General features: G+C 45.9%; 23 protein-coding genes and 2 other annotated features. Of the genes, 22 read left to right on the top strand and 1 reads right to left on the bottom strand.

Features of this window, described 5'->3' with window-relative positions:
• Positions 1-47 precede the first annotated feature (47 nt).
• Positions 48-331 (top strand) — a binding site (T-box leader).
• 103 nt (positions 332-434) lie between these two features.
• The 6 genes from MHH86_RS24460 to MHH86_RS24435 all read left to right on the top strand — a co-directional run bounded on the left by MHH86_RS24460 (position 435) and on the right by MHH86_RS24435 (position 9989).
• Complete coding sequence (locus tag MHH86_RS24460) at positions 435-3134, top strand: valine--tRNA ligase (protein WP_342479449.1); 2700 nt, start codon at positions 435-437, stop codon at positions 3132-3134.
• Positions 3135-3139: 5 nt separating this feature from the next.
• A complete protein-coding gene (locus tag MHH86_RS24455) occupies positions 3140-4516 on the top strand; it encodes a folylpolyglutamate synthase/dihydrofolate synthase family protein (RefSeq protein WP_342479448.1) in 1377 nt (458 codons plus the stop codon).
• Between the two features lie 6 nt (positions 4517-4522).
• On the top strand, positions 4523-5899 hold the full coding sequence (murC, locus tag MHH86_RS24450; RefSeq protein ID WP_076147960.1) for a UDP-N-acetylmuramate--L-alanine ligase: 1377 nt from the start codon (positions 4523-4525) through the stop codon (positions 5897-5899).
• Positions 5900-6107: 208 nt separating this feature from the next.
• Positions 6108-7274, top strand: a complete 1167-nt coding sequence (locus tag MHH86_RS24445) for a GGDEF domain-containing protein (RefSeq protein WP_036685138.1) — start codon at positions 6108-6110, stop codon at positions 7272-7274.
• Positions 7275-7306: 32 nt separating this feature from the next.
• Positions 7307-8464 carry a GGDEF domain-containing protein gene (locus MHH86_RS24440; protein WP_076317206.1) on the top strand — a complete coding sequence of 386 codons (1158 nt, stop codon included), beginning with the start codon at positions 7307-7309 and terminating at the stop codon, positions 8462-8464.
• A gap of 337 nt (positions 8465-8801) precedes the next feature.
• Positions 8802-9989, top strand: coding sequence for a glycosyltransferase (locus tag MHH86_RS24435; protein WP_076215570.1), 1188 nt, complete (start codon positions 8802-8804; stop codon positions 9987-9989).
• A gap of 92 nt (positions 9990-10081) precedes the next feature.
• Here the strand turns inward: MHH86_RS24435 and MHH86_RS24430 are convergent, their stop codons facing one another.
• Positions 10082-11068 (bottom strand): diaminopimelate dehydrogenase, encoded by a 987-nt coding sequence (locus MHH86_RS24430; protein WP_036685143.1) that lies wholly within the window; start codon positions 11066-11068, stop codon positions 10082-10084.
• A 231-nt stretch (positions 11069-11299) separates the two neighbouring features.
• Between MHH86_RS24430 and MHH86_RS24425 the strand changes: the two genes are divergently transcribed.
• From MHH86_RS24425 to rpmA, 16 genes are all read left to right on the top strand, one after another.
• A complete protein-coding gene (locus tag MHH86_RS24425) occupies positions 11300-12523 on the top strand; it encodes an SPOR domain-containing protein (RefSeq protein WP_342479447.1) in 1224 nt (407 codons plus the stop codon).
• Positions 12524-12721: 198 nt separating this feature from the next.
• Positions 12722-12967 carry a DUF4321 domain-containing protein gene (locus MHH86_RS24420; protein WP_036685144.1) on the top strand — a complete coding sequence of 82 codons (246 nt, stop codon included), beginning with the start codon at positions 12722-12724 and terminating at the stop codon, positions 12965-12967.
• 34 nt (positions 12968-13001) lie between these two features.
• Positions 13002-13598, top strand: coding sequence for a Maf family protein (locus MHH86_RS24415; protein WP_036685146.1), 597 nt, complete (start codon positions 13002-13004; stop codon positions 13596-13598).
• Between the two features lie 25 nt (positions 13599-13623).
• On the top strand, positions 13624-14313 hold the full coding sequence (radC, locus tag MHH86_RS24410; RefSeq protein WP_036685147.1) for a DNA repair protein RadC: 690 nt from the start codon (positions 13624-13626) through the stop codon (positions 14311-14313).
• Positions 14314-14351: 38 nt separating this feature from the next.
• On the top strand, positions 14352-15386 hold the full coding sequence (locus MHH86_RS24405; RefSeq protein ID WP_036685150.1) for a rod shape-determining protein: 1035 nt from the start codon (positions 14352-14354) through the stop codon (positions 15384-15386).
• Positions 15387-15448: 62 nt separating this feature from the next.
• Positions 15449-16327, top strand: a complete 879-nt coding sequence (gene mreC / locus MHH86_RS24400) for a rod shape-determining protein MreC (RefSeq protein ID WP_036685152.1) — start codon at positions 15449-15451, stop codon at positions 16325-16327.
• Entirely contained in the window at positions 16327-16857 is a 531-nt protein-coding gene (mreD, locus tag MHH86_RS24395) for a rod shape-determining protein MreD (RefSeq protein WP_080742577.1), read from the top strand. The genes mreC and mreD overlap by 1 nt, the downstream gene beginning before the upstream one ends.
• A 79-nt stretch (positions 16858-16936) precedes the next feature.
• Complete coding sequence (gene minC, locus MHH86_RS24390) at positions 16937-17596, top strand: septum site-determining protein MinC (RefSeq protein WP_036685154.1); 660 nt, start codon at positions 16937-16939, stop codon at positions 17594-17596.
• Positions 17597-17601: 5 nt separating this feature from the next.
• Positions 17602-18396 (top strand): septum site-determining protein MinD, encoded by a 795-nt coding sequence (gene minD, locus MHH86_RS24385; protein WP_036685156.1) that lies wholly within the window; start codon positions 17602-17604, stop codon positions 18394-18396.
• 202 nt (positions 18397-18598) lie between these two features.
• A complete protein-coding gene (locus MHH86_RS24380) occupies positions 18599-19495 on the top strand; it encodes a M23 family metallopeptidase (protein WP_076218574.1) in 897 nt (298 codons plus the stop codon).
• Positions 19488-20330: a M50 family metallopeptidase gene (locus MHH86_RS24375; RefSeq protein ID WP_036685160.1), complete on the top strand. Its 843-nt coding sequence runs from the start codon at positions 19488-19490 to the stop codon at positions 20328-20330. The genes MHH86_RS24380 and MHH86_RS24375 overlap by 8 nt, the downstream gene beginning before the upstream one ends.
• 54 nt (positions 20331-20384) lie before the next feature.
• A complete protein-coding gene (locus tag MHH86_RS24370) occupies positions 20385-21626 on the top strand; it encodes an Rne/Rng family ribonuclease (protein ID WP_036685163.1) in 1242 nt (413 codons plus the stop codon).
• Positions 21607-21774, top strand: coding sequence for a hypothetical protein (locus MHH86_RS24365; RefSeq protein WP_155288184.1), 168 nt, complete (start codon positions 21607-21609; stop codon positions 21772-21774). The genes MHH86_RS24370 and MHH86_RS24365 overlap by 20 nt, the downstream gene beginning before the upstream one ends.
• Positions 21689-21775 (top strand) — a sequence feature (ribosomal protein L21 leader region). It overlaps the preceding gene by 86 nt.
• Positions 21776-21789: 14 nt before the next feature.
• Positions 21790-22101: a 50S ribosomal protein L21 gene (rplU, locus tag MHH86_RS24360; RefSeq protein WP_036685166.1), complete on the top strand. Its 312-nt coding sequence runs from the start codon at positions 21790-21792 to the stop codon at positions 22099-22101.
• A 12-nt stretch (positions 22102-22113) separates the two neighbouring features.
• A complete protein-coding gene (locus tag MHH86_RS24355; RefSeq protein WP_036685168.1) occupies positions 22114-22449 on the top strand; it encodes a ribosomal-processing cysteine protease Prp in 336 nt (111 codons plus the stop codon).
• Positions 22450-22466: 17 nt separating this feature from the next.
• On the top strand, positions 22467-22778 hold the full coding sequence (gene rpmA, locus MHH86_RS24350) for a 50S ribosomal protein L27 (protein ID WP_036685171.1): 312 nt from the start codon (positions 22467-22469) through the stop codon (positions 22776-22778).
• The last annotated feature ends 193 nt before the right edge of the window (positions 22779-22971 follow it).

Genomic DNA, 22971 nt, shown 5'->3' with positions numbered 1-22971 from the left:
TTGACTAGGGGGGGCTCAAAATGTATTATGGAGTAAGCAATATCTAAGTAAAGACTGGGAACGGGAAGAGTAGGCGGTCAGCCCTTCAGAGAGCGGAATTGCAAGTGCTGTGACATTCCGTAGGAAACAGCCCCCGAAGTCGCCCCGGAGTCGCCCTTCTGAGCTTATCTTCATATCTATGAAGGATAAGTTAGGTTGTGGCCGGTAGCAGCCGTTATCTGTACGAGTGTCGCGCTAAGCTTCTGAATCCGTTGGGTAAGAAGTGTAGTTTTATTTTTCATTGGCGCGAAACAAAGGTGGTACCGCGAAAGAATGACCTTTCGTCCTTTGAGACGAGGGGTCTTTTTGTTTTTTTCAGAGACCTGTGCGCTCTATACAGCAACTTTATTAACAACTATAAGCAACTACAAGTAAACTAGTGGAGGTATCAGAGAATGGCTGACCAAAACCATCTAACAGCGGCAGATGCTGCCGCTACGAATGAATCTAAAAACGAGATGCCAACAACGTATGATCCGAAGGCAGCAGAACAGAAATGGTATTCCTACTGGACAGAGGGCGGATATTTCCGTGCAGGCCAGCGTCCGGATGCTCAAGCCTATAGCATTGTGATCCCGCCGCCAAACGTAACAGGAATGCTGCACATCGGGCATGCGCTCGATTTCACATTACAGGATATCCTGATTCGTACCAAACGGATGCAGGGCTTCGATACGCTTTGGTTGCCAGGTACGGACCACGCAGGTATTGCAACACAAACGAAGGTAGAGCAGAAGCTGCGCGAGCAGGGGATTTCCAGACATGACCTCGGACGTGAGAAGTTTCTGGAGCAGGTGTGGGATTGGAAAGACAAATACGCAAACACCATTCATGAGCAGTGGGCTAAAATGGGACTTTCCCTTGACTACTCCCGCGAGCGTTTTACCCTCGATGAGGGTTTGTCGAAGGGAGTTCGCGAGGTATTTGTTAAGCTTTATAATAAAGGCTTGATCTACCGCGGTAAACGTATCATCAACTGGGACCCGGCGGCTCGTACGGCGTTGTCGGATATCGAGGTTGAATATAAGGAAGTTAACGGTCATCTGTACCATCTGCGTTACCCACTTAAAGATGGCAGCGGACATATCACTGTAGCGACCACACGTCCGGAGACGATGTTGGGTGATACGGCAGTTGCTGTTCATCCTGAGGATGATCGTTATAAAGATCTGATTGGCAAAACGCTGATCCTGCCGATTATCGGCCGGGAGATTCCAATTATCGCTGACGAGTATGTAGATAAAGAGTTTGGCAGCGGTGCGGTTAAGATCACGCCAGCTCATGATCCAAATGACTTCGAGGTAGGTCAACGTCATAATCTGCCGCAGATCAACGTAATGGATGAGAGCGGCACAATGAACGAAGAAGCAGGACCTTACCAAGGTCAAGACCGGAGTGAATGCCGTAAGGCCATCACAGCGGATCTGAAGGAGCAAGGCGTTCTGATCTCTATTGAAGATCATGTGCATCAAGTTGGACACAGTGAACGTTCAGGAGCTGTTGTTGAGCCGTACCTGTCCACACAATGGTTCGTGAAGATGCAGCCGCTCGCCGAAGCTGCCATCAATGCACAGAAGGATGGTAATGGGGTTAACTTTGTACCTGAACGGTTCGAAAGAACCTACCTGAACTGGATTGAAAACGTACGCGACTGGTGTATTTCCCGTCAGCTTTGGTGGGGACATCGTATTCCGGCTTGGTATTCTGAATCTACCGGTGAGCTGGTTGTGGCGAATGATGAGGAAGAAGCGCGCCGGATCAGCGGCCTAACCGACTTGAAACAGGACGAGGATGTTCTGGATACTTGGTTTAGCTCCAACCTCTGGCCGTTTGCAACCCTAGGCTGGCCGAATGAAGACAGCGCAGATTTCAAACGTTACTATCCGAACGATGTGCTCGTAACGGGCTATGATATTATTTATTTCTGGGTAGCGCGGATGATCTTCTCGGCACTGGAATTCACGGGAGAGAAACCATTCTCCGACGTATTGATGCATGGTTTGGTACGGGATGCTGAAGGACAAAAAATGTCCAAGTCACTCGGCAACGGCGTAGATCCGCTTGAGGTTATCGAGAAGTACGGGGCAGATGCTATGCGTTATATGATTTCTACCGGCAGCACAGCGGGTCAGGATTTACGCTTCCGCTGGGAAAAGGTAGAGCAGGCGCGTAATTTCGCTAATAAGATCTGGAATGCGTCACGCTTCGCCCTTATGAATCTTGAAGGAGTTAGCTTCGAGAATATTGACATTACTGGTGAGCTAAGTACGGCTGACCGTTGGATTTTGCACCGCCTGAACGAAACTTCTCGTGAAATTACGCGTCTAATTGACTCGTACGAGTTCGGCGAGACCGGCCGCCAGCTGTACAACTTCATTTGGGACGATTTGTGTGACTGGTATATTGAGTTCGCGAAGCTGTCGCTTTACGGAACGGATGCCGCAGCCAAAGCGAAGACACAGTCCGTACTTGCTTATGTACTCGACCGCACGATGCGCTTGATTCATCCGTTTATGCCGTTTATTTCGGAGGAAATCTGGCAGCATCTGCCGCATGAAGGAGAGACAATTACTCTGGCTGCATGGCCTGAGTATGATGCTGCTCTGGAGAACCCGCAAGCGGTAGCGGAAATGAACCTGCTGATGGATGTAATCCGGGCAGTTCGTAATATCCGTGCTGAAGTGAACGTACCGATGAGCAAGAAGGTTGAATTGATTATTAAAGCGAGCAATGAAGAAACGCTGAGCATCATTACTCGTAACGACAACTACATTGGACGTTTCTGCAATACCTCTTCTTTCGAAGCTGGTCTGAATCCGGAAACGCCAGACAAGGTAATGTCCGCTGTAGTAACGGGAGCGGAACTGCTTCTGCCTTTGTCGGGGCTAATTGATATTGAACAAGAAATCGCTCGTCTGGAAAAAGAAGTGCAGACGCTGAACAGCGAAGTAGAACGCGTAGAGAAAAAGTTGAGCAATCAGGGCTTCGTGGCCAAAGCTCCCGCAAAAGTTATCGAAGAGGAGCAGGCGAAGCAGGCAGATTATTCTGCCAAACGTGAGAGAGTACTTGCCCGCATAGCAGAGCTGAGAGGATAAGAGACATGGATGACCTAAATCGGGGCGGGAGCACCGCCCCTCTTGCGACATATACCGAAGCGGTTAACTGGATCAAGGGCCTGATTCCTTTTGGAATCCGGCCAGGTTTAGACAGAATTGAGATGTTGATGGACAAGCTGGGAAACCCGCACCGTCGGCTGAAATTTATTCATGTGGCGGGTACGAACGGCAAAGGCTCTACCTGTGCTTTTTTGACAAGCGCACTTTTGCAAAGCGGCTATTCCGTAGGCACCTTCACGTCTCCGTATATTACGAAGTTCACGAACAGGTTCCAATATAATAATACGGACATTCCTGAAGAAACTCTTCTTGAGCTAGTGAATACCCTTCGTCCTTTGGTAGATGAGATTGCAGAAACGGAATTTGGCTCACCAACGATGTTTGAGGTAACTACAGCTGTGGCTATTCTATTTTTTGCGGGTGTTTCTTGTCCGGATGTTGTCGTATGGGAGACTGGGCTTGGGGGAAGGCTGGATGTAACGAACATCGTTACTCCGATCGTGTCGGTGATTACAAATGTTGGCCATGACCATATGGATATTTTGGGAGATACGCTTGAGAAGGTTGCAATGGAGAAAGCCGGAATTATCAAACCCGGTGTACCTGTTGTTAGCTGCGTAAATCAACCGGAAGTCGTGGCTGTACTCAAGGAGAAAGCGGCGGCTTGCCGCTCTACTCTTTATCTTGCCGGAGAAGATTTTAGCTATGAAGCTACTGGAATCCATGCGGATGTGCAGAGTTTTAACTTTAAGGGTCCCTTCCGTTCGCTTGAACTTGGGATTGTGATGAAAGGCGAACACCAGATTAGCAATGCGGCGGGAGCCATGATGGTTCTTGAAGTTTTGCGCCAGTATATGGCGTTCATGTTAGAGGATGAAGATGTTCTGGAAGGATTGCGTCATGCATTTTGGGCTGGAAGGCTGGAAGAGGTAAGTAAATCTCCGAGGATCGTACTGGATGGAGCACATAATCCGGAAGGCGCGGAGAGCCTTGCCAAAAGCCTGCCACAGCTCTATAAATACGGTAAATTAAATTTACTTATGGGAATGATGGCAAATAAGCATCATGAATCCTACTTTAAGCATATACTGCCTATAGTGGATACGCTCATCCTGACCGAACCGGATTTCCAGAACAAAATGGACGCGGAGCATCTGCAGGTTATCGCAGAAAGTCTGCGGGATAAATATGCCAAGGAAAACTTGGTAATCATAGTAGAACATAATTGGGGAAAAGCGCTGCAACAACTGAAGTCGATTACAGCGGAGGATGACCTTGCCGTCGTATCTGGTACGCTGTATTTGATTTCTGACGTGCGCGGTACACTTTTGCAGCAACCCGATACTGAAAAAGGCTGGTGACGACTGTTGGATACTACTGAACGTGTGCATTTTATAGGGATCGGCGGCTACGGTATGAGCGCGATTGCCCGAGTAATGCTAGAAATGGGATATACGGTTACGGGCTCCGATGTGGCTGCCCAAGAATTGACGGATAAATTGATTGCTAAAGGTGCCAAGATTTATATTGGGCATACAGCAGAACAAGTAAAAGGTGCGGATCTGGTCGTGTACTCAACGGCTTTGTCCAGCGATAATGTGGAATGGGTGGAAGCAGAGCGTCTTAAGATTCCAATTCTGCACCGCTCACAAATGTTAGCCCGTTTATTGAACGAACGTAAAGGGGTAGCCGTTGCCGGAGCGCATGGTAAAACAACTACCTCCTCCATGATCGCGCTTGTAATGGAAGAGTGTGAAGTTGATCCTACGTATATTATCGGCGGAGAGATTATGAATGTCGGTACGAATGCAAAGGCAGGACAAGGCGATTATGTAGTGGCGGAAGCGGATGAGAGCGATGGCTCTTTCTTGCACTATCATCCTTGGCTTGGAATTGTCACGAATGTGGAAGCAGATCACTTGGAGAATTACGGCGGAGATTTTAACCGTCTCAAGGCTGCTTACGTACAGTTTATGAACCAGACACGTGAAGACGGCACTGCGATTGTGTGTGCAGATGACGAGAACGTGATTTCTTTATTGCCTGAAGTGTCAGGTAAGGTGATTACTTACGGCATCAAGTCGAAGACAGCAGATTATATTGCAACAGACATCGTTCTTGGCGACCGTCAGGTTTCGTATATGATGAACCATAATGGCGTAGTATTGGGACAAATTGAACTGTCCGTGCCAGGTCAGTACAATCTGTATAACTCAATGGCTGCGGTTATCGCTTGTCTGAAATCAGGAATCTCTTTTGAGAAAATCGCTGAAGCGATTGTGAAATTCCATGGTGCGAAGCGCCGTTTTCAAGTGCTCGGAGAAGTCGATGACATTCTGGTCATCGATGATTATGCGCATCACCCAACTGAAATTCAGGCGACAATCAGTGCTGCTAAGGCAACGGGGAAACGGATTATTGCCGTATTCCAGCCTCAGCGGTATACACGTACGTTCTTCCTGCTAGATGCCTTCAGCCGCGCCTTTAGCGAAGCAGATGAAGTGATTATTACCGACATCTACTCTCCGGCAGGTGAGAAGCAGATTGAGGGGGTTACATCTGCGAAGCTGGTTGAGCTTATTGTGCAGAACAGTAACGCCGGTGCAAGACATCTGCCAACCAAAGAAGATGTGCTTGCTGATCTGAAACCTCGTATTGCCCCAGGTGACCTGGTGATTACGATGGGCGCAGGCGATATCTGGAAGGTTGGATACGCATTGGCGGACGGCTTGAAGAAGCGTTAATACAAACACAGGCCTACACGAGAATATTCATATTCTCTTGACCATAGCACTTCCCCCGAGCTCCGTGCAGGGGGAAGTGCTTTTTTGTATACTTAAGCGGTGTATGTACATTCTAAAAAATGAAATAAATAGGGTATTTGCTGAACCGGCCATTGAGTGCTATAGTGCTGTCAGTAGAGGATCAATTTTTCCGTGTAGGTGGTGACTCATGGACTCCCAGCTTGATATCAAAACGTTAGTGTATTTATTTATTTTTGGAAACCTATTTATATTGGTGCTGATAACCAATTACCGGAGGAGCGCTCCTAAAGACAGGGCATCCACCTTATTCATACGCTCTAAGGCGGTGCAACTGCTCTTCTGGTGTTCATTATTATTATGGGGCCATATTCCCCGCGCTTTATCCATTCCACTTAGCAACGCTTTGATTCTTCTAGGCTGCTGTCTGGAGATTATTGCTTTACTGCTGATGATGGGCATCCTTGGGCAGCGGATAAAGTTGTATTACATAACGCTTTCCATACTTAGTTCGATTACTTTTAGTATTGTTGCCGTCTTCTTTCATCATTCCAGCTGGCGCATAGCCTGCACCTCACTATGGTCGATACTTTTTATTGTCTATCCAGCTTACCACCTCACGGTGAACCCCAAAGGCACCCCTCTTCAGAAGATACTCGGAATATTATTTTACGCTTTTGCAGGGATTATGCTGCTCCGCGCGATTGTTGCACTGATCTGGGAGCCAGAGATGAACGTGTTCACAACTAATCTTTCGCAGTATTTATATTACCTGGGGATGTATTTATTATTGATTGTGGGAGCCGCAGGCTTTATTCTACTTTCTAACGAGCATTCCTTTGTAAAACTGAAACGAATCGCTAGCTACGATGATCTGACTGGAATCCTTAACCGTGGAGCATTTCTTCAGGAAGCTGAGGTACGGCTTGAGAAGGCAGTTGCTGAGCAGGAGTACTTTTCGTTTATGCTGCTGGATTTGGATCACTTCAAAGAAATCAATGATACATACGGCCATGATACCGGTGATGTTGTTCTGGAAGAATTCGCATTGACGATTAAGGACAACCTCGAAAACAGCGATTTATTCGGCAGGCTTGGCGGCGAGGAATTTGCAGTTATACTTTGCGGGCTTGATGAAGCTAGCTGTGACCGGAAAGCTGAAGCGTTACGAGAGGCAGTAATGAAGACGTCCACACAAAAACTCTCACAAGGTTATACAGTTAGTATAGGTGTAATTACGATCATGCCGGATCAGGAGATCTGGATAAATAAGCTGTACAAGCTGAGCGATAAAGCGTTATACCAAGCCAAACAAGAAGGAAGAAACCGAGTGGTCAGATACAATTATATTTATTGAGCTTAGAGAAACAGGGGGTGAAATTCACTAACATGCATCTGGATCTCAAGACACTGCTGGTCTGCCTCTTTATGTGGCAATCATTCACGGTATTGCTTATTGTTGTCTATCGTTTGCGTTACGCGCAGGAACGGACTTCTACCTTGTTTGTCACGGCAAAATATTTGCAGCTGGCAGCTTTAATTCTCCTTTTGCTGAACGATTTCACAGACTCGCGACTTCCCATTCCAATCAGTATGCTGCTTGCTTTAGCAGGAGGTACGCTGGAAAGCTTAGCGCTTCTGATGCTTCTCAGGGTTTTTGGGAGCTGGGTTGAACGATATTATACGATCCTGTTCGGAGTGTCCATTGTCGTTGTAGTCCTACTGCATTTAATTATGCCAGATGAGCGGTTCGTTATGGCTGCAACTTGTCTATTTGGGATTATGATCATAGCTTTACCTGCTTACATATTAGCTGTGAAGATTAGAGAGACCTCTCTCCAGCAAACCATGGGATTGTTGTACGGTGTTGTAATTTTAACGCTGGTTGGCAAGGGACTTGAACCGTTTTATTCGATGTTAGGACTGAATGCACTGACCTCTCACTGGCTGCAGATATTTTTTTATCTGGGGATTTATTTGTTTATGTTTTTAGGAACTGCGGGAATCATGCTGCTATATAGAGAGGATTCCTTTACAGAATTGGAGCGGGTGGCCACTTATGATGTGCTGACAGGTATTTTGAATCGCAGATCCTTTGTTCAGCGTGTCCGACCTTTAATAGCTGCCTCAGCGATGAAGAAGCTGCCATATTCTTTTTTACTGCTGGATGTTGATCACTTTAAACGTATAAACGATACCTACGGCCACAATACCGGCGACCACGTTCTGAAGGATCTGGCTCATAAAATAAAACAGCAGCTTGGCAATGGCGATCTGTTCGGAAGATTCGGCGGTGAGGAGTTCACTGTGCTGCTGCATAGAGCCGATGAACAAAACAGTGATATGATTGCAGAGCGGATGCGCACAGCGGTTACAGGGGCGATCATTCATGGTGTACCTCTGCCTTACACAATAAGTATTGGAGTCATCACGGTGGATTCAGGTGAACGATACTCATTGAGCACTCTTTACAAACTTAGTGACATTGCATTGTATCAGGCTAAGAAAAAGGGCCGGAACTGTGTAGTTAGAAGCTACGACAACTAAAGTGTCTTCCTTTCGACATTATACGAGGGAGACGCTTTTTTTGTATGCAAAGAGGATTAGTACATAATACCTAACGATTACAACTTCTATTAATAGAGCAATTCATGATTATGTATGTCGTGAAAAAAGGGGGGTTAGTCTGTTTTTTAGAAAAAGTGGCGGTTTATAAGGGGAAATTGTAATAGAATTCTGAGGAACCAGAAAAAAACTTAAAAAAATTTAGACTTCCCCTATAAATCGACAAAACTTTTAAGTGAAATGAGTTACTATTGAACTGCATCTAAAGTTTCAGTTGGTAGATGGGGGTTTTTATTACAAAATACAAGGAGCCAGAGTCATGCGAGAAAGAATGCTGTTCCTATCAGCCCAGAATCAAAGCGCAGAGGATCTAGAAGGAGAAATGAGAACAGGGAGTATTCTCGAGATTTTGCTTGGGAAATTTGATATAGATTTGCTGACGTACGGAAGTGCCAACCAAACCGTGTCTATTAATGAGCGGACGGCACTTACGGTTCATAACATTAACGAAGATTATACGACCTGGAGGCCAATGTTGCGCCCCTTACATAAACTGCGGAATTTCACAAATTTAAGTCATATAGATAAAGATATGAAGAACACTATTCTGGAGCTTTGCCGTTCCAATAATTATAAGCATGTATTTATATCGCATGTCCTATTGGGAAAATGTATTGATATGGTGAGGAACTTGCTTCCAGAAGCCAGTGTGATCACAGATACCTATAGTTTTGCAAACGGAAGCGGAGGATCTTCCGGAGAGACAGGGAAGTTAAGCAGGAAGAATCCTTATAATAAACTCAATGCTGCATGGGATCGTAGGAATAAACGGCGATTAATGAATAAAACGGGTCTGCTTTTAGCAACCTCGGAATGGGATGCACTAGCGTTCAAATCTCTATCATTTGCCGATGCCCGTAAGGTTCATGTTGTCCCCCATTTCATCAAGATGAATGAGTATGAGACTTTTGCAGAGCCTGTGACTAAAGAAAATTCAATTGTGCTGCACTGGAATATGAATATGAGACTGGGAATAGATGCAGCCCGAGTATTCTTTAAAAAAACCTATCCCATGATTAAGGAGCAAGTGCCAGATATCAAAAGTTATATTATCAGCTCAGAGGTTCACCCGGAGGTCATGACTTTGATTAAGGAAGATGAATCGGTCATAGTCACTGGACCAGTAAATTCCTCTACTGAATACATACGACGGTCTAAAGCTGTTCTGGTGCCTATCCTTGAAGGCTGCGAAGTTTCTAGAAATATACTGGAATCCTGGGCGCTTAAAACGCCGGTGGTTACTAGCTCTATCATGTGTGAGAAGCTGAATTGTGAGCATAACCGAAATATTTTGCTGGCTAATACCTCGGTTGAGGTTGTTGGAAGTGTATTGAATTTACTGAAAAATCCTGAGCTTGGCGCTATTATTGCGGATCGTGCGCATGAGACTTTATTAAAGAATTATGAAATGAATCATGTTAAGAGTAAGATTCTTAGTCTTGTATAGAAGGTTGTCTGACAAGATGCTTGCTGCTCTGGACAACAAATAACCCGCGAGGACCATTAAAAGTCCTACGCGGGTTATTTGTTGACAGGATTTTAGAGCAAGTTGCGGCGCAGTTCTTCTGGTGATTTCGGAGACAACGTTCCAAGTGGAATATCGAATACAGTACGCGCTCCGCTTTGACCTTCTTGACTCATACGCTGAGCAGCTCTGGCATAAGCCACAAGCACACTAGCCGTAAATTCAGGATTGCTCTCCAGCTTCAGGCCGAATTCAACGATTTGTTTCGTGCCTTCTCCTGTTACACCACTGCGAATAACAAACCCGCCGTGCGGAATACCGCTATGCTGAGCTGCTAGTTCTTCTTCAGTGATGAAAGTAACCGTAGTATCATAATCTGCAAAATAGTTCGGCATATTCACGATTTCTTCGCGAATGCGCTCTTGATCTGCACCTGCCTCAGCTACTACAAAACACTCTCTAAGATGTTTTTCACGAGTAGTAAGTTCTGGTGTTTCACCCGCACGGATAGCCTCGATAACCTCTTGTACTGGAACCGTATATTGTACGCCACCTTTAACGCCTTCTACTCTGCGAATGGCATCGGAGTGACCTTGGCTGACGCCTTTACCCCAGAAAGTATATTCTTTACCTTGTGGAAGAATAGCTTCAGCTAGCAGACGGTTCATGGAGAACAGGCCTGGATCCCAGCCCGTAGAAATTACGCTGAGTGTTCCGCCTTGTTTAGCTGCGGCATCAACGGTCGCAAAGAACTCAGGGATTTTGGCATGAGTGTCAAAGCTGTCCACGGTATTAAACATCCGGGCAATAGCTGGTGTCTGTTCTGGCAGGTCGGTAGCCGATCCTCCGCACAGAATCATAACATCCACTTTTCCCTTATATTGTTCGACGGCAGAGATATGCTCGAATTTCACACCGGTTTCACCGGCTTCCAGTTGTCCAGGCTCTCTGCGCGTAAAGATCGCAACCAGCTCGATATCTTCACTTTGGTTAATAGCCTTACGTACACCTTTTCCTAAATTACCGTAGCCCACAATTGCTGCTTGAATTTTTTGTTTCAGAAAAAGCCCTCCTAAACTGTAATGAACTAAAATCCTATTTCTAGCTTAACTAGTATAGTGCACACTTTTAGCTCTTTTTATATAGTATATAAAAGTTACATGTAATGTAAACTGAATCCGTATAACTTTCATTATTCATTTGGCTATAAAAATAGCATATCTCTCTATTGTCTATCATATATTTCCATATAGATTAGATGAGGTGAGGTGTTACTGTTGAATAACGGAAGAATGACATTCCGATTTGACGTGAATAAGGACGAGCCTAAGCCAAAACCGCAGGTAGTGGAGCGCTGGTCCAGTGGCGGACTGGGCACAGCTGAAGAATATGCAGAGGAGTTGCGCAAGGAGGTCGGTCCAGCACAGCAGCATACTTGGGTGCATGAACCTAATTTACGCTCTACGCGTGAGGCACCACCGGAGGATGCTTACGACTACTACTCAGGAACTGTAGATCCACGCCAGCAAGAATGGGACGAACAGGATAGAGATTTCAGAAATACGCAGCAATCGTATCTGCTTTCAGATTTGGTACTGGATGACAGAGATAAATCAGCAGAGGTTTACACGGGAGGTTATGGGGGCTCATACCATACTCGTCGTCCATCGTATTGGTGGAAATTATCCCTGTCTGTGGTGGGGGCGATCGGCACGGGTCTACTATTAGGATATGCGGCACTTTCCTTTTTTTATGGAGGAAACATGGACAGTAGTTCAGGAACCGGGATAACAGATACGTTGGCTACTTCAGGGCAGACTTCCGGAGCTAATGATCCAGCAGGTGTAGGAACCTCGGGATTGCCGGTTACGGGCACAGATGATACCGGCAAAAACACTATTCCTGTTCAAGTGGCTGCGCAAAGCTACTACCTGCTGCAGTATGGCGTATTCAGTACGCCGGCAGGCGCGGAACAAGCTAGACAAGAGCTGTTGGACGCTGGCTTGGCTGCGGGCTTGGACCCTGCTGACGGAAATCGTGTATATGCCGGAATGTCCTCTGACCGTGAACAAGCTAAGTTGCTCAGCAGTGGTCTGAAGAATCAAGGGATTGAGCTTTATGTAAGAGAGGTGGAGCTTCCCGGAGTGGAACGATTAGGATTTGCCGGAAATGCGGAGGCTGTGAATAGTTATTTTGCGGTGAGTGGACAGCTGCTCAGTGAACTAAGCAGTCAATCCGCTTCTTTACTCAGCGGAGGACAAACGGATGCGGCAGCTAATACCTCAGCTGTGAGTGATCTTCATCTCCAATGGAGTGAAGCTGTTAAAGCTCTGGAGCAAGGCATAACGCCTGAAGCCAAAAGCATTTGCGCAGCGCTAGAGAAATCTATGAGCCAAGGAATTTCAGCACTGAGTGAATATAACAAGAACAAGGCGCAAGCCCTGCTTTGGGAAGTGCAGGAGTCCATGCTGAGCTTCTTGACCAGCCAAAAACAGCTGCTGTCTGCTATGAATTGAATGCTTGGATTGCGGATTCAAAAAACAACAAGTCTCCGGGGAATTGGGGGCTTGTTGTTTTTTTTGGAGAGGGGTATCGTTCCGCAACTTTTAGGGCAAAAGGTGGTAAACATTACCGTAGGGGATTTTACGTTTGTATTGATCACCGTTTCACCGTATAATAATTAGGGTGTCAAAAAATGGCGAGGGAAGACTGAGATGAAGAAGAAAAATGTAGGAACACTGCTGTTATTTCTAATTCTAGGCTGGCTGGCTGGAGCCTGGATCGCCAAGCTGCTGCAGCCCGTAAAGGCTCTGTCTTTTCTAACAACATCGACTGTGCTCAAATGGTCTCCGCGAGCCGATTTAGACATCATAACCTATGACATCACTATTCATTTGAAATTGTGCATGCTTAGTCTCGCCGGTATTATTACAGCTGTATGGCTGTACCGCAGACTGTAACTCTCGTTACTGAGCAAGAAGGGACGTTTACAACGTGGACAACTCACCACTCATTATTCTAGCCTCAGGTTCACCGCGTCGACGTGAGCTGTTATCCTTACTGGGTTTGCCCTTTGAGGTCATTACCAGCGAAGCTGATGAGAGCACACCGCCGGATTGGACGCCGGAGAGAATCGTGCGCAGTCTAGCTTTGCGAAAAGCAGAAGCCGTAGTAGCTGCAGCCGGAGAGCGTAACGCAGTCATTATAGGAAGCGACACAATTGTTGTATTAGATAATACTGTGCTAGGCAAACCGGTGGACAAGCTGGACAGCAAAGCGATGCTTACCAGACTTCAGGGCCGAACTCATAAGGTATACACGGGTGTAGCCTGCCTCGGACTCCCGAATGGGAAGACTATAGTGGAGCACCGTGTTACTTCCGTAACGATGAGGGCAATGACTGAAGAGGAAATTGCTGCTTATATAGCTACGGGAGAGCCTGCTGATAAGGCTGGCTCATATGCGATACAAGGGCTTGGGTCCATTTTGGTGGAACGAATTGAAGGCTGTTATTTCAATGTAGTCGGATTGCCTTTGTCGCTTCTTGGCGAAATGCTATCCGAGTTCGGTATAACTGTATTGAGCCGGTAGGAAGCCTGGGGAAAGAGGGATAGGGATGGAGTCGCAACCAATTATGCTGCGGGACCTCCCCCATGAAGAACGACCTAGAGAGCGCATGATGCATTATGGGGCGGAATCATTAAGTCAAGCGGAGTTGTTAGCCATTCTGCTGCGTACGGGAACACGCCGCGAGTCGGCTATTCATATTGCACAGCAGATGCTGGGGAAGATCGGTGGCCTGCGTGGGCTAGTTGACCTTAGCATCGAAGAACTGACCAAAATCAACGGTATCGGTCCTGCCAAGGCCGTACAACTAAAAGCAGGCATCGAACTGGGAAGGCGCCTTGCGAATTCCAGGTTCAATATGCCGGTCATTATCCGCTGTCCTGGGGACGCTGCAGAGATTCTGACTGAGCAATTGCGTTATTTGCAAAAGGAGCATTTTGTCTGTCTGTTTCTGAACACGAAGAATCATGTGATTGGACAAGAAACATTGTCCATGGGCAGCCTGAATGCTTCGATCGTTCATCCTCGTGAGGTATTCAGAGCAGCTATAAAATGCAGTAGCGCCTCTATTATATGCGCGCACAATCATCCTAGTGGTGATCCAACACCTAGTCCAGAAGATATTTCCCTAACCGCTAGATTGCTTCAGGCAGGTGAGATTATCGGAATAGATGTGCTGGACCATCTAATTATCGGAGATAGCAGTTTCGTAAGCTTGAAAGAAAAAGGACATATGTAATATAAATGTAGATTTACTTAGGAAAAGGAGAAATTAGCATGTTGGGTGGTTTCACAAAAGATTTAGGAATTGACTTGGGGACAGCGAATACGCTTGTCTACGTACGCGGTAAGGGCGTTGTTGTAAGAGAGCCTTCCGTTGTAGCCATTAACACTGATACTAAGACGATTGAAGCCGTGGGTGAATCCGCCAAAAAAATGATCGGTCGTACTCCTGGAAATATCCGTGCGATCCGCCCGATGAAAGATGGCGTTATCGCTGATTTTGATACAACGGCTACGATGATTAAATATTTTATTCGTCAAGCACAGAAACAGCGTTCTATGTTCCAGCGTCACCCTAATGTAATGGTCTGCGTGCCATCTGGTATTACTGCTGTAGAGCAACGTGCGGTAGAAGATGCTACCAAACAAGCTGGCGCTCGAGAAGCTTACATTATCGAAGAGCCTTTTGCTGCTGCTATCGGTGCGGATCTGCCAGTATGGGAGCCTACAGGTAGTATGGTTGTAGATATCGGTGGAGGTACAACTGAAGTTGCCGTAATCTCGCTCGGCGGTATTGTTACTAGCCGTTCAGTGCGTGTTGCAGGTGATGAAGCGGATGAGTCCATCATTCAATACATCAAACGTCAATACAATCTGATGATCGGTGAACGTACTTCGGAGCAGCTCAAAATGGATGTTGGCTCGGCCCTTCCTCTTGAAAAGGCTGAAACCATGGAAATTCGCGGCCGTGATCTCGTAACAGGTCTGCCAAAAACACTTACAATTACTTCTGATGAAATCTGTGAAGCTTTGTCTGACACAGTGAATGCTATTATTGAAGCTGTTAAAGTAACATTGGAAAAATGTCCGCCAGAGCTTGCAGCAGATATTATGGATCGTGGAATTGTTTTGACAGGTGGGGGAGCCTTGCTTCGCAACTTGGATAAGCTGCTTGCACGTGAGACGGGAATGCCGGTTATTGTTGCTGAGAATCCACTGGACTGTGTAGCTATTGGAACCGGTAAGGCACTTGAGAACATTCATTTGTTCAAGAGCCGCAGCGGATCCAGTCTTCGTTCGAAGAGATAAGATGATGTTCTACCACTTGTGTAAGTCAACCCCTGTTATGGGAGAAATACTGTTGTTAGAGGGTGTTGAAACTGTTTAAACTCTTAAGCAATAAACGTCTGTTTATTCTGTTGATTACACTGGTGCTGTTCATTGTGGTAATGGGCTTCAGCTTGGCAACAAGGAAAGGCTTGTCCTGGCCGGAGAACTTTCTCAGAGATTCGACTGGTTTCGTGCAAAAAATGTTCTACAAGCCCGCTGGATATGTAGCGGGCTTGTTTGAAGATATTGGAAATCTGAGTGATCTTGCTAAAGAAAATGAACAGCTTAAAATTATGGCTGCCCAGTATGCACGTGATAAAGCCCAGTATAATTTCGTCAAGGCGCGGAATGACGAGTTGGAGAGAAATTGGAATTTCACTGAAGAACAGAAAAATTTGTATAAATATGAATATCGTATTGCACAGGTAATTAGCCAGACAACAGAGCCAAGCAATAGTACGATTGTTATCGATTTGGGCTCCAAAGATGGGGTTAGACCTAATATGTCCGTGATTTCAGTGGATGGTCTAGTCGGTGTTATCAGTAAGGTGAGCAATTTCACCTCCACAGTGAAGCTGATGACAATGATGGACACCAATGATCCTAATTCCCAGCCGCCTATTGCGGCAACTGCCTTAAATAAAGAGGGTAAATCCTTTGGGATGATTGAGAGTTATAATCCAGAGACGAACAGACTGCTGATGACTAAGATTCCACCGGGTGATCCTATTGCAGCGAAGGATACTATTCTGTCTTCCGGTATTGGAGGATTGTATCCAAGGGGATTGACAATAGGCACAGTTGAAAGCGTCGATGTTGGTGAATTTGGATTAACCTCCACAGCAGTGATTAAGCCTTCAGCAGAATTTCAGGACTGGAAGCAGTTGATTGTTGTGTTTACGGAGGAGCGTGCTGAATAGTGAATATGCGCAGATCAGTTCTTGTTCTGTTACTGTTCCTCTTATTTATTGTGGAGGGAACCATTTTACCTTGGCTGATTCCAGATGTTTGGCAGATGCGAATCATTCCGAATCTGGTTTTTGTAGTGTTATTGTTCGTGACTATATATCATCATCGGCATACAGCACTTATATTGGGATTATGTTTTGGAATGCTGCATGATGTCGTTTTTTACGGCAGAATTCTTGGAGCACACTCTTTTGCGATGGGATTGTCGGCTTATTTAATCGGCCTTTTATTTCAGATTCCACGTGCTCCGCTGCCCCTTATGATGACTGTGGTTCTGCTTGGAAGTCTACTTGAGGATAGTATACTATTTGGTATCTATAGTGTATTTAATCTTAATCAAGAACCTTATAGCTGGGCGATTTTGAATCACATGCTGCCGACGATGCTTTTTCATTTTGCCATCGGGCTACTCTTCTACATACCGGTTCGGCGCCAGCTTGAGCTAATCAAGAAAGAAACGAATAAGGAAGAAGCGGCTTAAAGAGCTTCTATTTTCTTTCTATACAAAGCAGGAATTTAAGGGGCCCGGCACGAATGAATGAGGATAGGGGGCCAGGCATATGACAGTAAAATCCAAGCATGTAAGGATTAAGGGCATCAAGGATGGCCTGATATTCCTGCTAGACGACAAATGTCCCTTTGAAGATCTTCTGAGCGAGCTTCGCTATAAGCTGGAGCACAGCCATCAAAATATTTTAACTGGACCGATTGTACATGTGGACATAAAGCTGGGCAATCGTACCGTAACTGAGGAAGACAAGGAAGCTGTGCTGGAGATTCTTAAGGGACAGGGAAATCTGTTGATTCGATCTATAGAGGCGCTTCCAGCGCCCGGCAGTGAGGATAATGACGCATTGTTTTTGATGAGTGGAATTCTACGTTCCGGTCAGGTGCTGCACCATAACGGAAATCTTCTATATCTGGGGGATGTGAACCCTGGGGGGACCATAACCTGTTCAGGCGATATTTATATACTAGGTTCGCTAAGAGGGATGGCGCATGCTGGAGTAGACGGGAATGAGGAAGCGATTATAGCTGCTTCTTTAATGTCTCCAACACAGCTGCGAATTGCCGATATTATTAGTCGTCCGCCCGATGAATGGGAAACCCGTGAAAGCAGTATGGAATTTGCATATTTAACAAACGGAGCTATGCAGATCGATAAGATTCATAATTTGGTCAAATTACGTCAGGATTTAAATGTGTTTAAAGGGGTGTAGCCTCCATGGGAGAAGCGATAGTCGTAACCTCGGGCAAAGGCGGAGTTGGCAAAACAACCACAACAGCCAACATTGGAACCGCACTTGCACTGCAGGGCAAAAAAGTATGTCTCGTCGATACCGACATTGGACTGCGTAATCTGGATGTAGTTATGGGGCTTGAGAATCGTATTATTTATGATCTTGTGGATGTAGCGGAAGGACGTTGCCGCCTTAATCAAGCGCTCGTTAAAGACAAGCGCTTTGATGAATTGTATATGCTGCCTGCAGCTCAAACAAAGGATAAAACGGCTGTCTCTCCTGAACAAGTAAGAGATATCATTCTTGAACTAAAGAAGGAATATGAGTATGTTCTGATCGATTGTCCGGCAGGAATCGAGCACGGCTTCCGCAATGCGATTGCCGGTGCGGATAAAGCGATTGTGGTTACCACACCAGAGCATGCCGCTGTGCGGGATGCCGATCGTATTATCGGACTATTAGAACAGTCGAGTGTGGAATCGCCGAAATTGGTGGTAAACCGTATTCGCCCAGGTCTTGTGAAGTCTGGGGATATGCTTGATATTGAGGATATATTACAGGTGCTGAACATTGATCTTATCGGAATTGTTCCGGATGATGAGCTAGTTATTAAAGCCGCAAATAACGGAGAACCTACAGTTATGAATCCCGATTCGTCAGCAGCTATTGCCTATCGCAATATTGCACGCCGAATTTTAGGTGATGCTGTACCCCTGATGCAGCTTGACCGCAAACCGGGAGCATTTAAGAAGCTTAAGAAATTTTTCGGTATGGCTTAATTTTTACTAAGCAATCCTATTATAAGAAGCATACACGGGTCCCACGAGTAGAGAAATCTATGGTGGGGCTTATTTTTTTTGAATAAATATGAATGTATGGCATTTCCGGTATTTATATGGCCTACCTTGGAGGGGCTTGTTCTAAAGAGACTTCCGTGCTTCATAAAATGGAAGTAAAACAAGCCCGTCCGGAGGGATAAATATGGATCAGAAATCAGATATCAAGAATCGCCGCAAGGAGCGTATTCGTAGTTTATTGGAGGAACTCCCGGAAGTCTCAGCAGTCTCAGGAGTTTCGGAAGTCCCGGAACTAGAAATAGCGGAGGCTCCCCCTTTATTTATTATGCCGGATAAGAGTACGAGCTTTAAGGAATGGGGAACAGGATTTAAGAATGCCGATCAATCCTCTGTAGAGCCCGATCCAGAGGTGATGTGGAAAAAGAGTCGTGGAGGCTGGGAGGATAACGGCGGTGGAGGCTCAAATTTTACTGCCGGTTTTATTCGGCGCTTTGTTGCTAGTGTTCTTGTGTTTGGAGCAGTGTGGGGGATTTTTGCGGTACATCAGCCATGGTCCTATAAGATGCAAGCTTTTATTAGTGATGCGTTAAGCAATGACATGGATTTCACGGCTGTGAGAGTCTGGTATGAGGAGAACTTTAACGGAGCTCCAGCGTTCATTCCGATATTTGGGGATAAAGATGAGCCTGCTCAAAAAGTGGCCGCTCATCATCAACTCACTGCTCCGATAGCTGGGAGCATTGTCCAGCCTTTTGCATCTACGCTAAAAGGGGTGGAAATTATGCCTCAAATCGATTCAACCTTAAATGTGACGGTGAAAAGTATAGACATGGGACGTATTCTCTCCATCTCTAAAGAGCTGGAAGGGGGCATTCGAATTGCTGTTCAGCATTCAGGCGGTGTCACTGCAGAATACGGACATTTGAGCGGCACCAAGCTGGAGGTTGATGACTGGGTGCAGAGCGGGGATTCACTCGGTTGGATGATGGAGAAGGACGTATCCTCAGCTTCAACACTATTTTTCGCAGTGATGAAAGACAAGACTTATATTGATCCTACAGAAGTGGTATCGTTTGATTAGGATCTTTGGTATCGAACTGTCACTACATCCACTGTTCGTGATCATTATGTTATTCTCCGTGGTCACGGGACAATTTCTAGAGCTGCTCACCTTATTTACGATTGTCTTCATTCATGAAATGGGACATGTCGTTGCGGCTCTTTTGGCTGGTGTTACAGTTAAGTCGGTTCAGCTTCTTCCGTTTGGCGGAGTGGCTGTTATTGAAGATCATGGGCGGCTTACAGCCAGTCGTGAGATCGGAATAGCCCTTGCCGGTCCACTGCAAAATGGAATTATGATCGTTATTGCTTTTGGACTTCAACAAGCCGGTTATGGCAATCAGGAATTTCTGACCTATTTTATTCATGCCAATGCCATTATTGGGCTTTTTAATCTAGTGCCAGTGCTGCCGCTTGACGGAGGTAAAGTGCTTCAGGCCACTATTAGTTTAGTACTTCCTTATTACTACACTTTGTTATGGACTGGACGGGTGAGTGTAGCCGCAAGTGTCCTTGTGATTATATATGCGCTGCTGCCTCTTGGAGCGGGTGGAGGCCTTAGGCTGAATATGGTCATGATCGGAGCTTTTCTGCTGTATTCGAATTTCACCGACCATCGTAATTTACCGTACCGGTTTGTTGCTTTTTTGATGAATCGGGAGGCTGTTTATGAGTATCATTTGCGAACAGGAAGCGTAGCTCGTCCAATAGTTGCATTATCTGCGAAACCTTTAGATGATATATTGCGTCTATTTAAACGTAATCAATATCATTTTATCTATGTGTTAAACGGTAAAGGAAATGTTGTTGCTGTTGTGCCGGAACAGCGCTTAATATCAACCTACTTCGGAATATAGTGTATTTATGCAGAGAATGTGAAGGAATGAACGAACGAAACCAGAGGTGAAGCCATGAAACAGATGATCGTTCACTGCACGCAGCACATTACCCGAATGGCTCTTCTGGAAAACGGAAGGCTGGTGGAGTACGCGGCTGAACGCGATCAGCAGCAAGGGTTGGTCGGCAGTTATTACAAGGGCCGTGTGATTAACGTACTTCCAGGTATGCAGGCTGCTTTTGTTGATATCGCACAGAAGAAGAATGCTTTTTTATATGTTGATGATGTATTGCATCCTAATTTGGATAAACAGCCTGATGTGAAGCCCTCTATCGAGACGCTTTTGCAGCCGGGACAGGATATTGTTGTTCAAGTGCGGAAAGAGCCGAGCGGCGGAAAAGGCGCGCGTGTAACGACTCATTATACGTTGCCCGGGCGCTGGATGGTGTACATGCCCTTTGCAGAATACGTCGGTGTCTCCAAAAAAATAAGCCGGGATGCAGAGCGCAGTCGTCTCAAAGGAATCGGAGAACGTCTGCGAATGAAAGAAGAAGGGCTTATTATGCGGACGGTTTCTCAGGACGAGCCACATGAAGCTGTGGAGGGTGATCTTTCTTTTTTGCGTGCCCAATGGGAGAATATTACACGTAAGGCACAAACGGTAGAGGCTCCCGCTTTACTACATCGTGATCTTAGTATTGTCCAACGCTTTATAAGAGATGCCTTTAATCCGCAACGGGATCAGTTGATTATTGATTCATCTGCCGCAGCTAGAGAAGCAACAGCCTTTCTGGACGACATGGCTCCTGAAGGGTACAAGCCAGTCTGTCTTTATAATGGAGCGGAGTCTATTTTCGCTGCTTATGGTATTCAGGATCAATTGCTCAAGAGCTTCAGCCGCAAAATCACGCTGGAGGGCGGAGCAACAATGATCTGGGATGAGACAGAGGCGTTAACCGTAATTGATGTCAACACCGCTCAATACATTGGCGGAGCATCGCTTGAAGAAACGGTTACTAATACGAATTTGCTCGCAGCTGAGGAGATCGGTCGTTTGATCCGGTTACGCGATACTGGTGGAATCATTATTGTCGATTTTATTGATATGGAACAAGAGCTTCACCGCAAGATGGTCACAGAGCGATTAGAGAAAGTGATCTGCAAGGATCGCACCAAAACACATATTTTGGGGTGGACAAGACTCGGGCTGCTCGAGATGACCAGAAAGAAGGCAAGGCATGATTCAGCCAGCTTTGCGCCTGTGATTTGCCAGTGCTGCGGGGGAACCGGAAAAGTTGGAGAATGGCTGGAATGAGTTGACGATAAGTCATAAGTATGATACTATCTTCAAGTATGTGTTTGATGCAGTTGATCCTGCACATGCTGTAACCGCTCCGATCGGGTACATAAGCGCAGTTCCTACGGGAATTCTGCCACCTAGACTAGGCGAGTCTGAGACATGAGGAGGTGCAAGTAAAATGTATGCAATTATCGAAACTGGTGGTAAACAATACAAAGTCCAAGAGGGCGACGTTTTGTTCATTGAAAAGTTGGAAGCTGAAGACGGCGCAAGTGTAACTTTTGACCGTGTATTGGCTGTTTCTAACGATGGTGGTCTGACTGCAGGAACTCCGCTAGTAAGCGGCGCGTCTGTAACAGCTAAAGTCGAGAAACATGGTAAAGGCGCTAAGGTTGTAGTTTACAAATACAAACCTAAGAAGAACTACCACAAGAAACAAGGTCATCGTCAACCGTACACGAAAGTAACTATCGAGAAGATTCAAGCGTAAGAAGGTGCGTTAATGATTAGCGTGCGGATTACACGATTATCGGATCTAGGAACTATCGTTGGCTTTGAGGTTAAGGGGCATGCGGGTTATGCGAAGCGTGGCGAAGATATCGTATGTGCCGGGGTATCCGCTGTAACAGTTGGAACCGTCAATTCGATTGAGACCTTGACCGGAATCTCCATGGACACGTCCATGAAGAACGGATTCTTAAGTGGAACATTAAGTTCTGTTGAAGATTTCGATACTTCCGCGAAGGTACAATTGCTGCTTGAATCCATGGTCGTGATGCTGAATGATATCGCAGAATCATACGGGAAGTATATTCAAATACAGCAAGTAAATATTTAAAGAAGGAGGTTGACAACATGTTGAAATTGAATCTTCAATTGTTCGCATCGAAAAAAGGTGTAGGTTCCACAAAAAACGGACGGGATTCCCATTCCAAACGTCTTGGCGTGAAACGTGCTGACGGTCAAGCAGTAACCGGCGGTAACATCTTGGTTCGTCAACGCGGAACAAAAATTCACCCAGGAACTAACGTAGGCATCGGTAAAGATGATACTTTGTTCGCAATGGTGGATGGCGTAGTGAAGTTCGAACGTTGGGGCCGCGATCGCAAAAAAGTGAGCGTGTACCCAGTTGATGTCGCTCCGGTAGCAGCGGCACTGGAAGCGTAAGCTTACGGACCATATGAGCAAGTAGAAGCCTCCGGCATGAGTGCCGGAGGCTTTTTTGTAGAATATTCATAATTATTTGTGTTGCAAAGTTGGAAGGGTTAGATAGATGTGAAAATCTCGTTATTATCTCTGGTGAACTACAGTGAACGCGTGTGTTATACTAGGAAATGGTAAATGATACTAACAAAACAAA

Source organism: Paenibacillus sp. FSL F4-0097 (assembly GCF_038593125.1).
GTDB lineage: Bacteria > Bacillota > Bacilli > Paenibacillales > Paenibacillaceae > Paenibacillus_AQ > Paenibacillus_AQ odorifer.
The sequence above is the reverse complement of the archived record's forward strand: the minus strand, read 5'-3'. Positions and strand labels throughout refer to the sequence as shown.

What these genes read in the sequence shown, in the direction of transcription:
- MHH86_RS24460 (WP_342479449.1), top strand. Translation starts at nt 435, where the DNA reads ATGGCTGACCAAAACCATCTAACAGCGGCAGATGCTGCCGCTACGAAT.
- MHH86_RS24455 (WP_342479448.1), top strand. Translation starts at nt 3,140, where the DNA reads ATGGATGACCTAAATCGGGGCGGGAGCACCGCCCCTCTTGCGACATAT.
- MHH86_RS24445 (WP_036685138.1), top strand. Translation starts at nt 6,108, where the DNA reads ATGGACTCCCAGCTTGATATCAAAACGTTAGTGTATTTATTTATTTTT.
- MHH86_RS24440 (WP_076317206.1), top strand. Translation starts at nt 7,307, where the DNA reads ATGCATCTGGATCTCAAGACACTGCTGGTCTGCCTCTTTATGTGGCAA.
- MHH86_RS24435 (WP_076215570.1), top strand. Translation starts at nt 8,802, where the DNA reads ATGCGAGAAAGAATGCTGTTCCTATCAGCCCAGAATCAAAGCGCAGAG.
- MHH86_RS24425 (WP_342479447.1), top strand. Translation starts at nt 11,300, where the DNA reads ATGACATTCCGATTTGACGTGAATAAGGACGAGCCTAAGCCAAAACCG.
- MHH86_RS24420 (WP_036685144.1), top strand. Translation starts at nt 12,722, where the DNA reads ATGAAGAAGAAAAATGTAGGAACACTGCTGTTATTTCTAATTCTAGGC.
- radC (WP_036685147.1), top strand. Translation starts at nt 13,624, where the DNA reads ATGGAGTCGCAACCAATTATGCTGCGGGACCTCCCCCATGAAGAACGA.
- MHH86_RS24405 (WP_036685150.1), top strand. Translation starts at nt 14,352, where the DNA reads ATGTTGGGTGGTTTCACAAAAGATTTAGGAATTGACTTGGGGACAGCG.
- minC (WP_036685154.1), top strand. Translation starts at nt 16,937, where the DNA reads ATGACAGTAAAATCCAAGCATGTAAGGATTAAGGGCATCAAGGATGGC.
- minD (WP_036685156.1), top strand. Translation starts at nt 17,602, where the DNA reads ATGGGAGAAGCGATAGTCGTAACCTCGGGCAAAGGCGGAGTTGGCAAA.
- MHH86_RS24380 (WP_076218574.1), top strand. Translation starts at nt 18,599, where the DNA reads ATGGATCAGAAATCAGATATCAAGAATCGCCGCAAGGAGCGTATTCGT.
- MHH86_RS24370 (WP_036685163.1), top strand. Translation starts at nt 20,385, where the DNA reads ATGAAACAGATGATCGTTCACTGCACGCAGCACATTACCCGAATGGCT.
- rplU (WP_036685166.1), top strand. Translation starts at nt 21,790, where the DNA reads ATGTATGCAATTATCGAAACTGGTGGTAAACAATACAAAGTCCAAGAG.
- MHH86_RS24355 (WP_036685168.1), top strand. Translation starts at nt 22,114, where the DNA reads ATGATTAGCGTGCGGATTACACGATTATCGGATCTAGGAACTATCGTT.
- rpmA (WP_036685171.1), top strand. Translation starts at nt 22,467, where the DNA reads ATGTTGAAATTGAATCTTCAATTGTTCGCATCGAAAAAAGGTGTAGGT.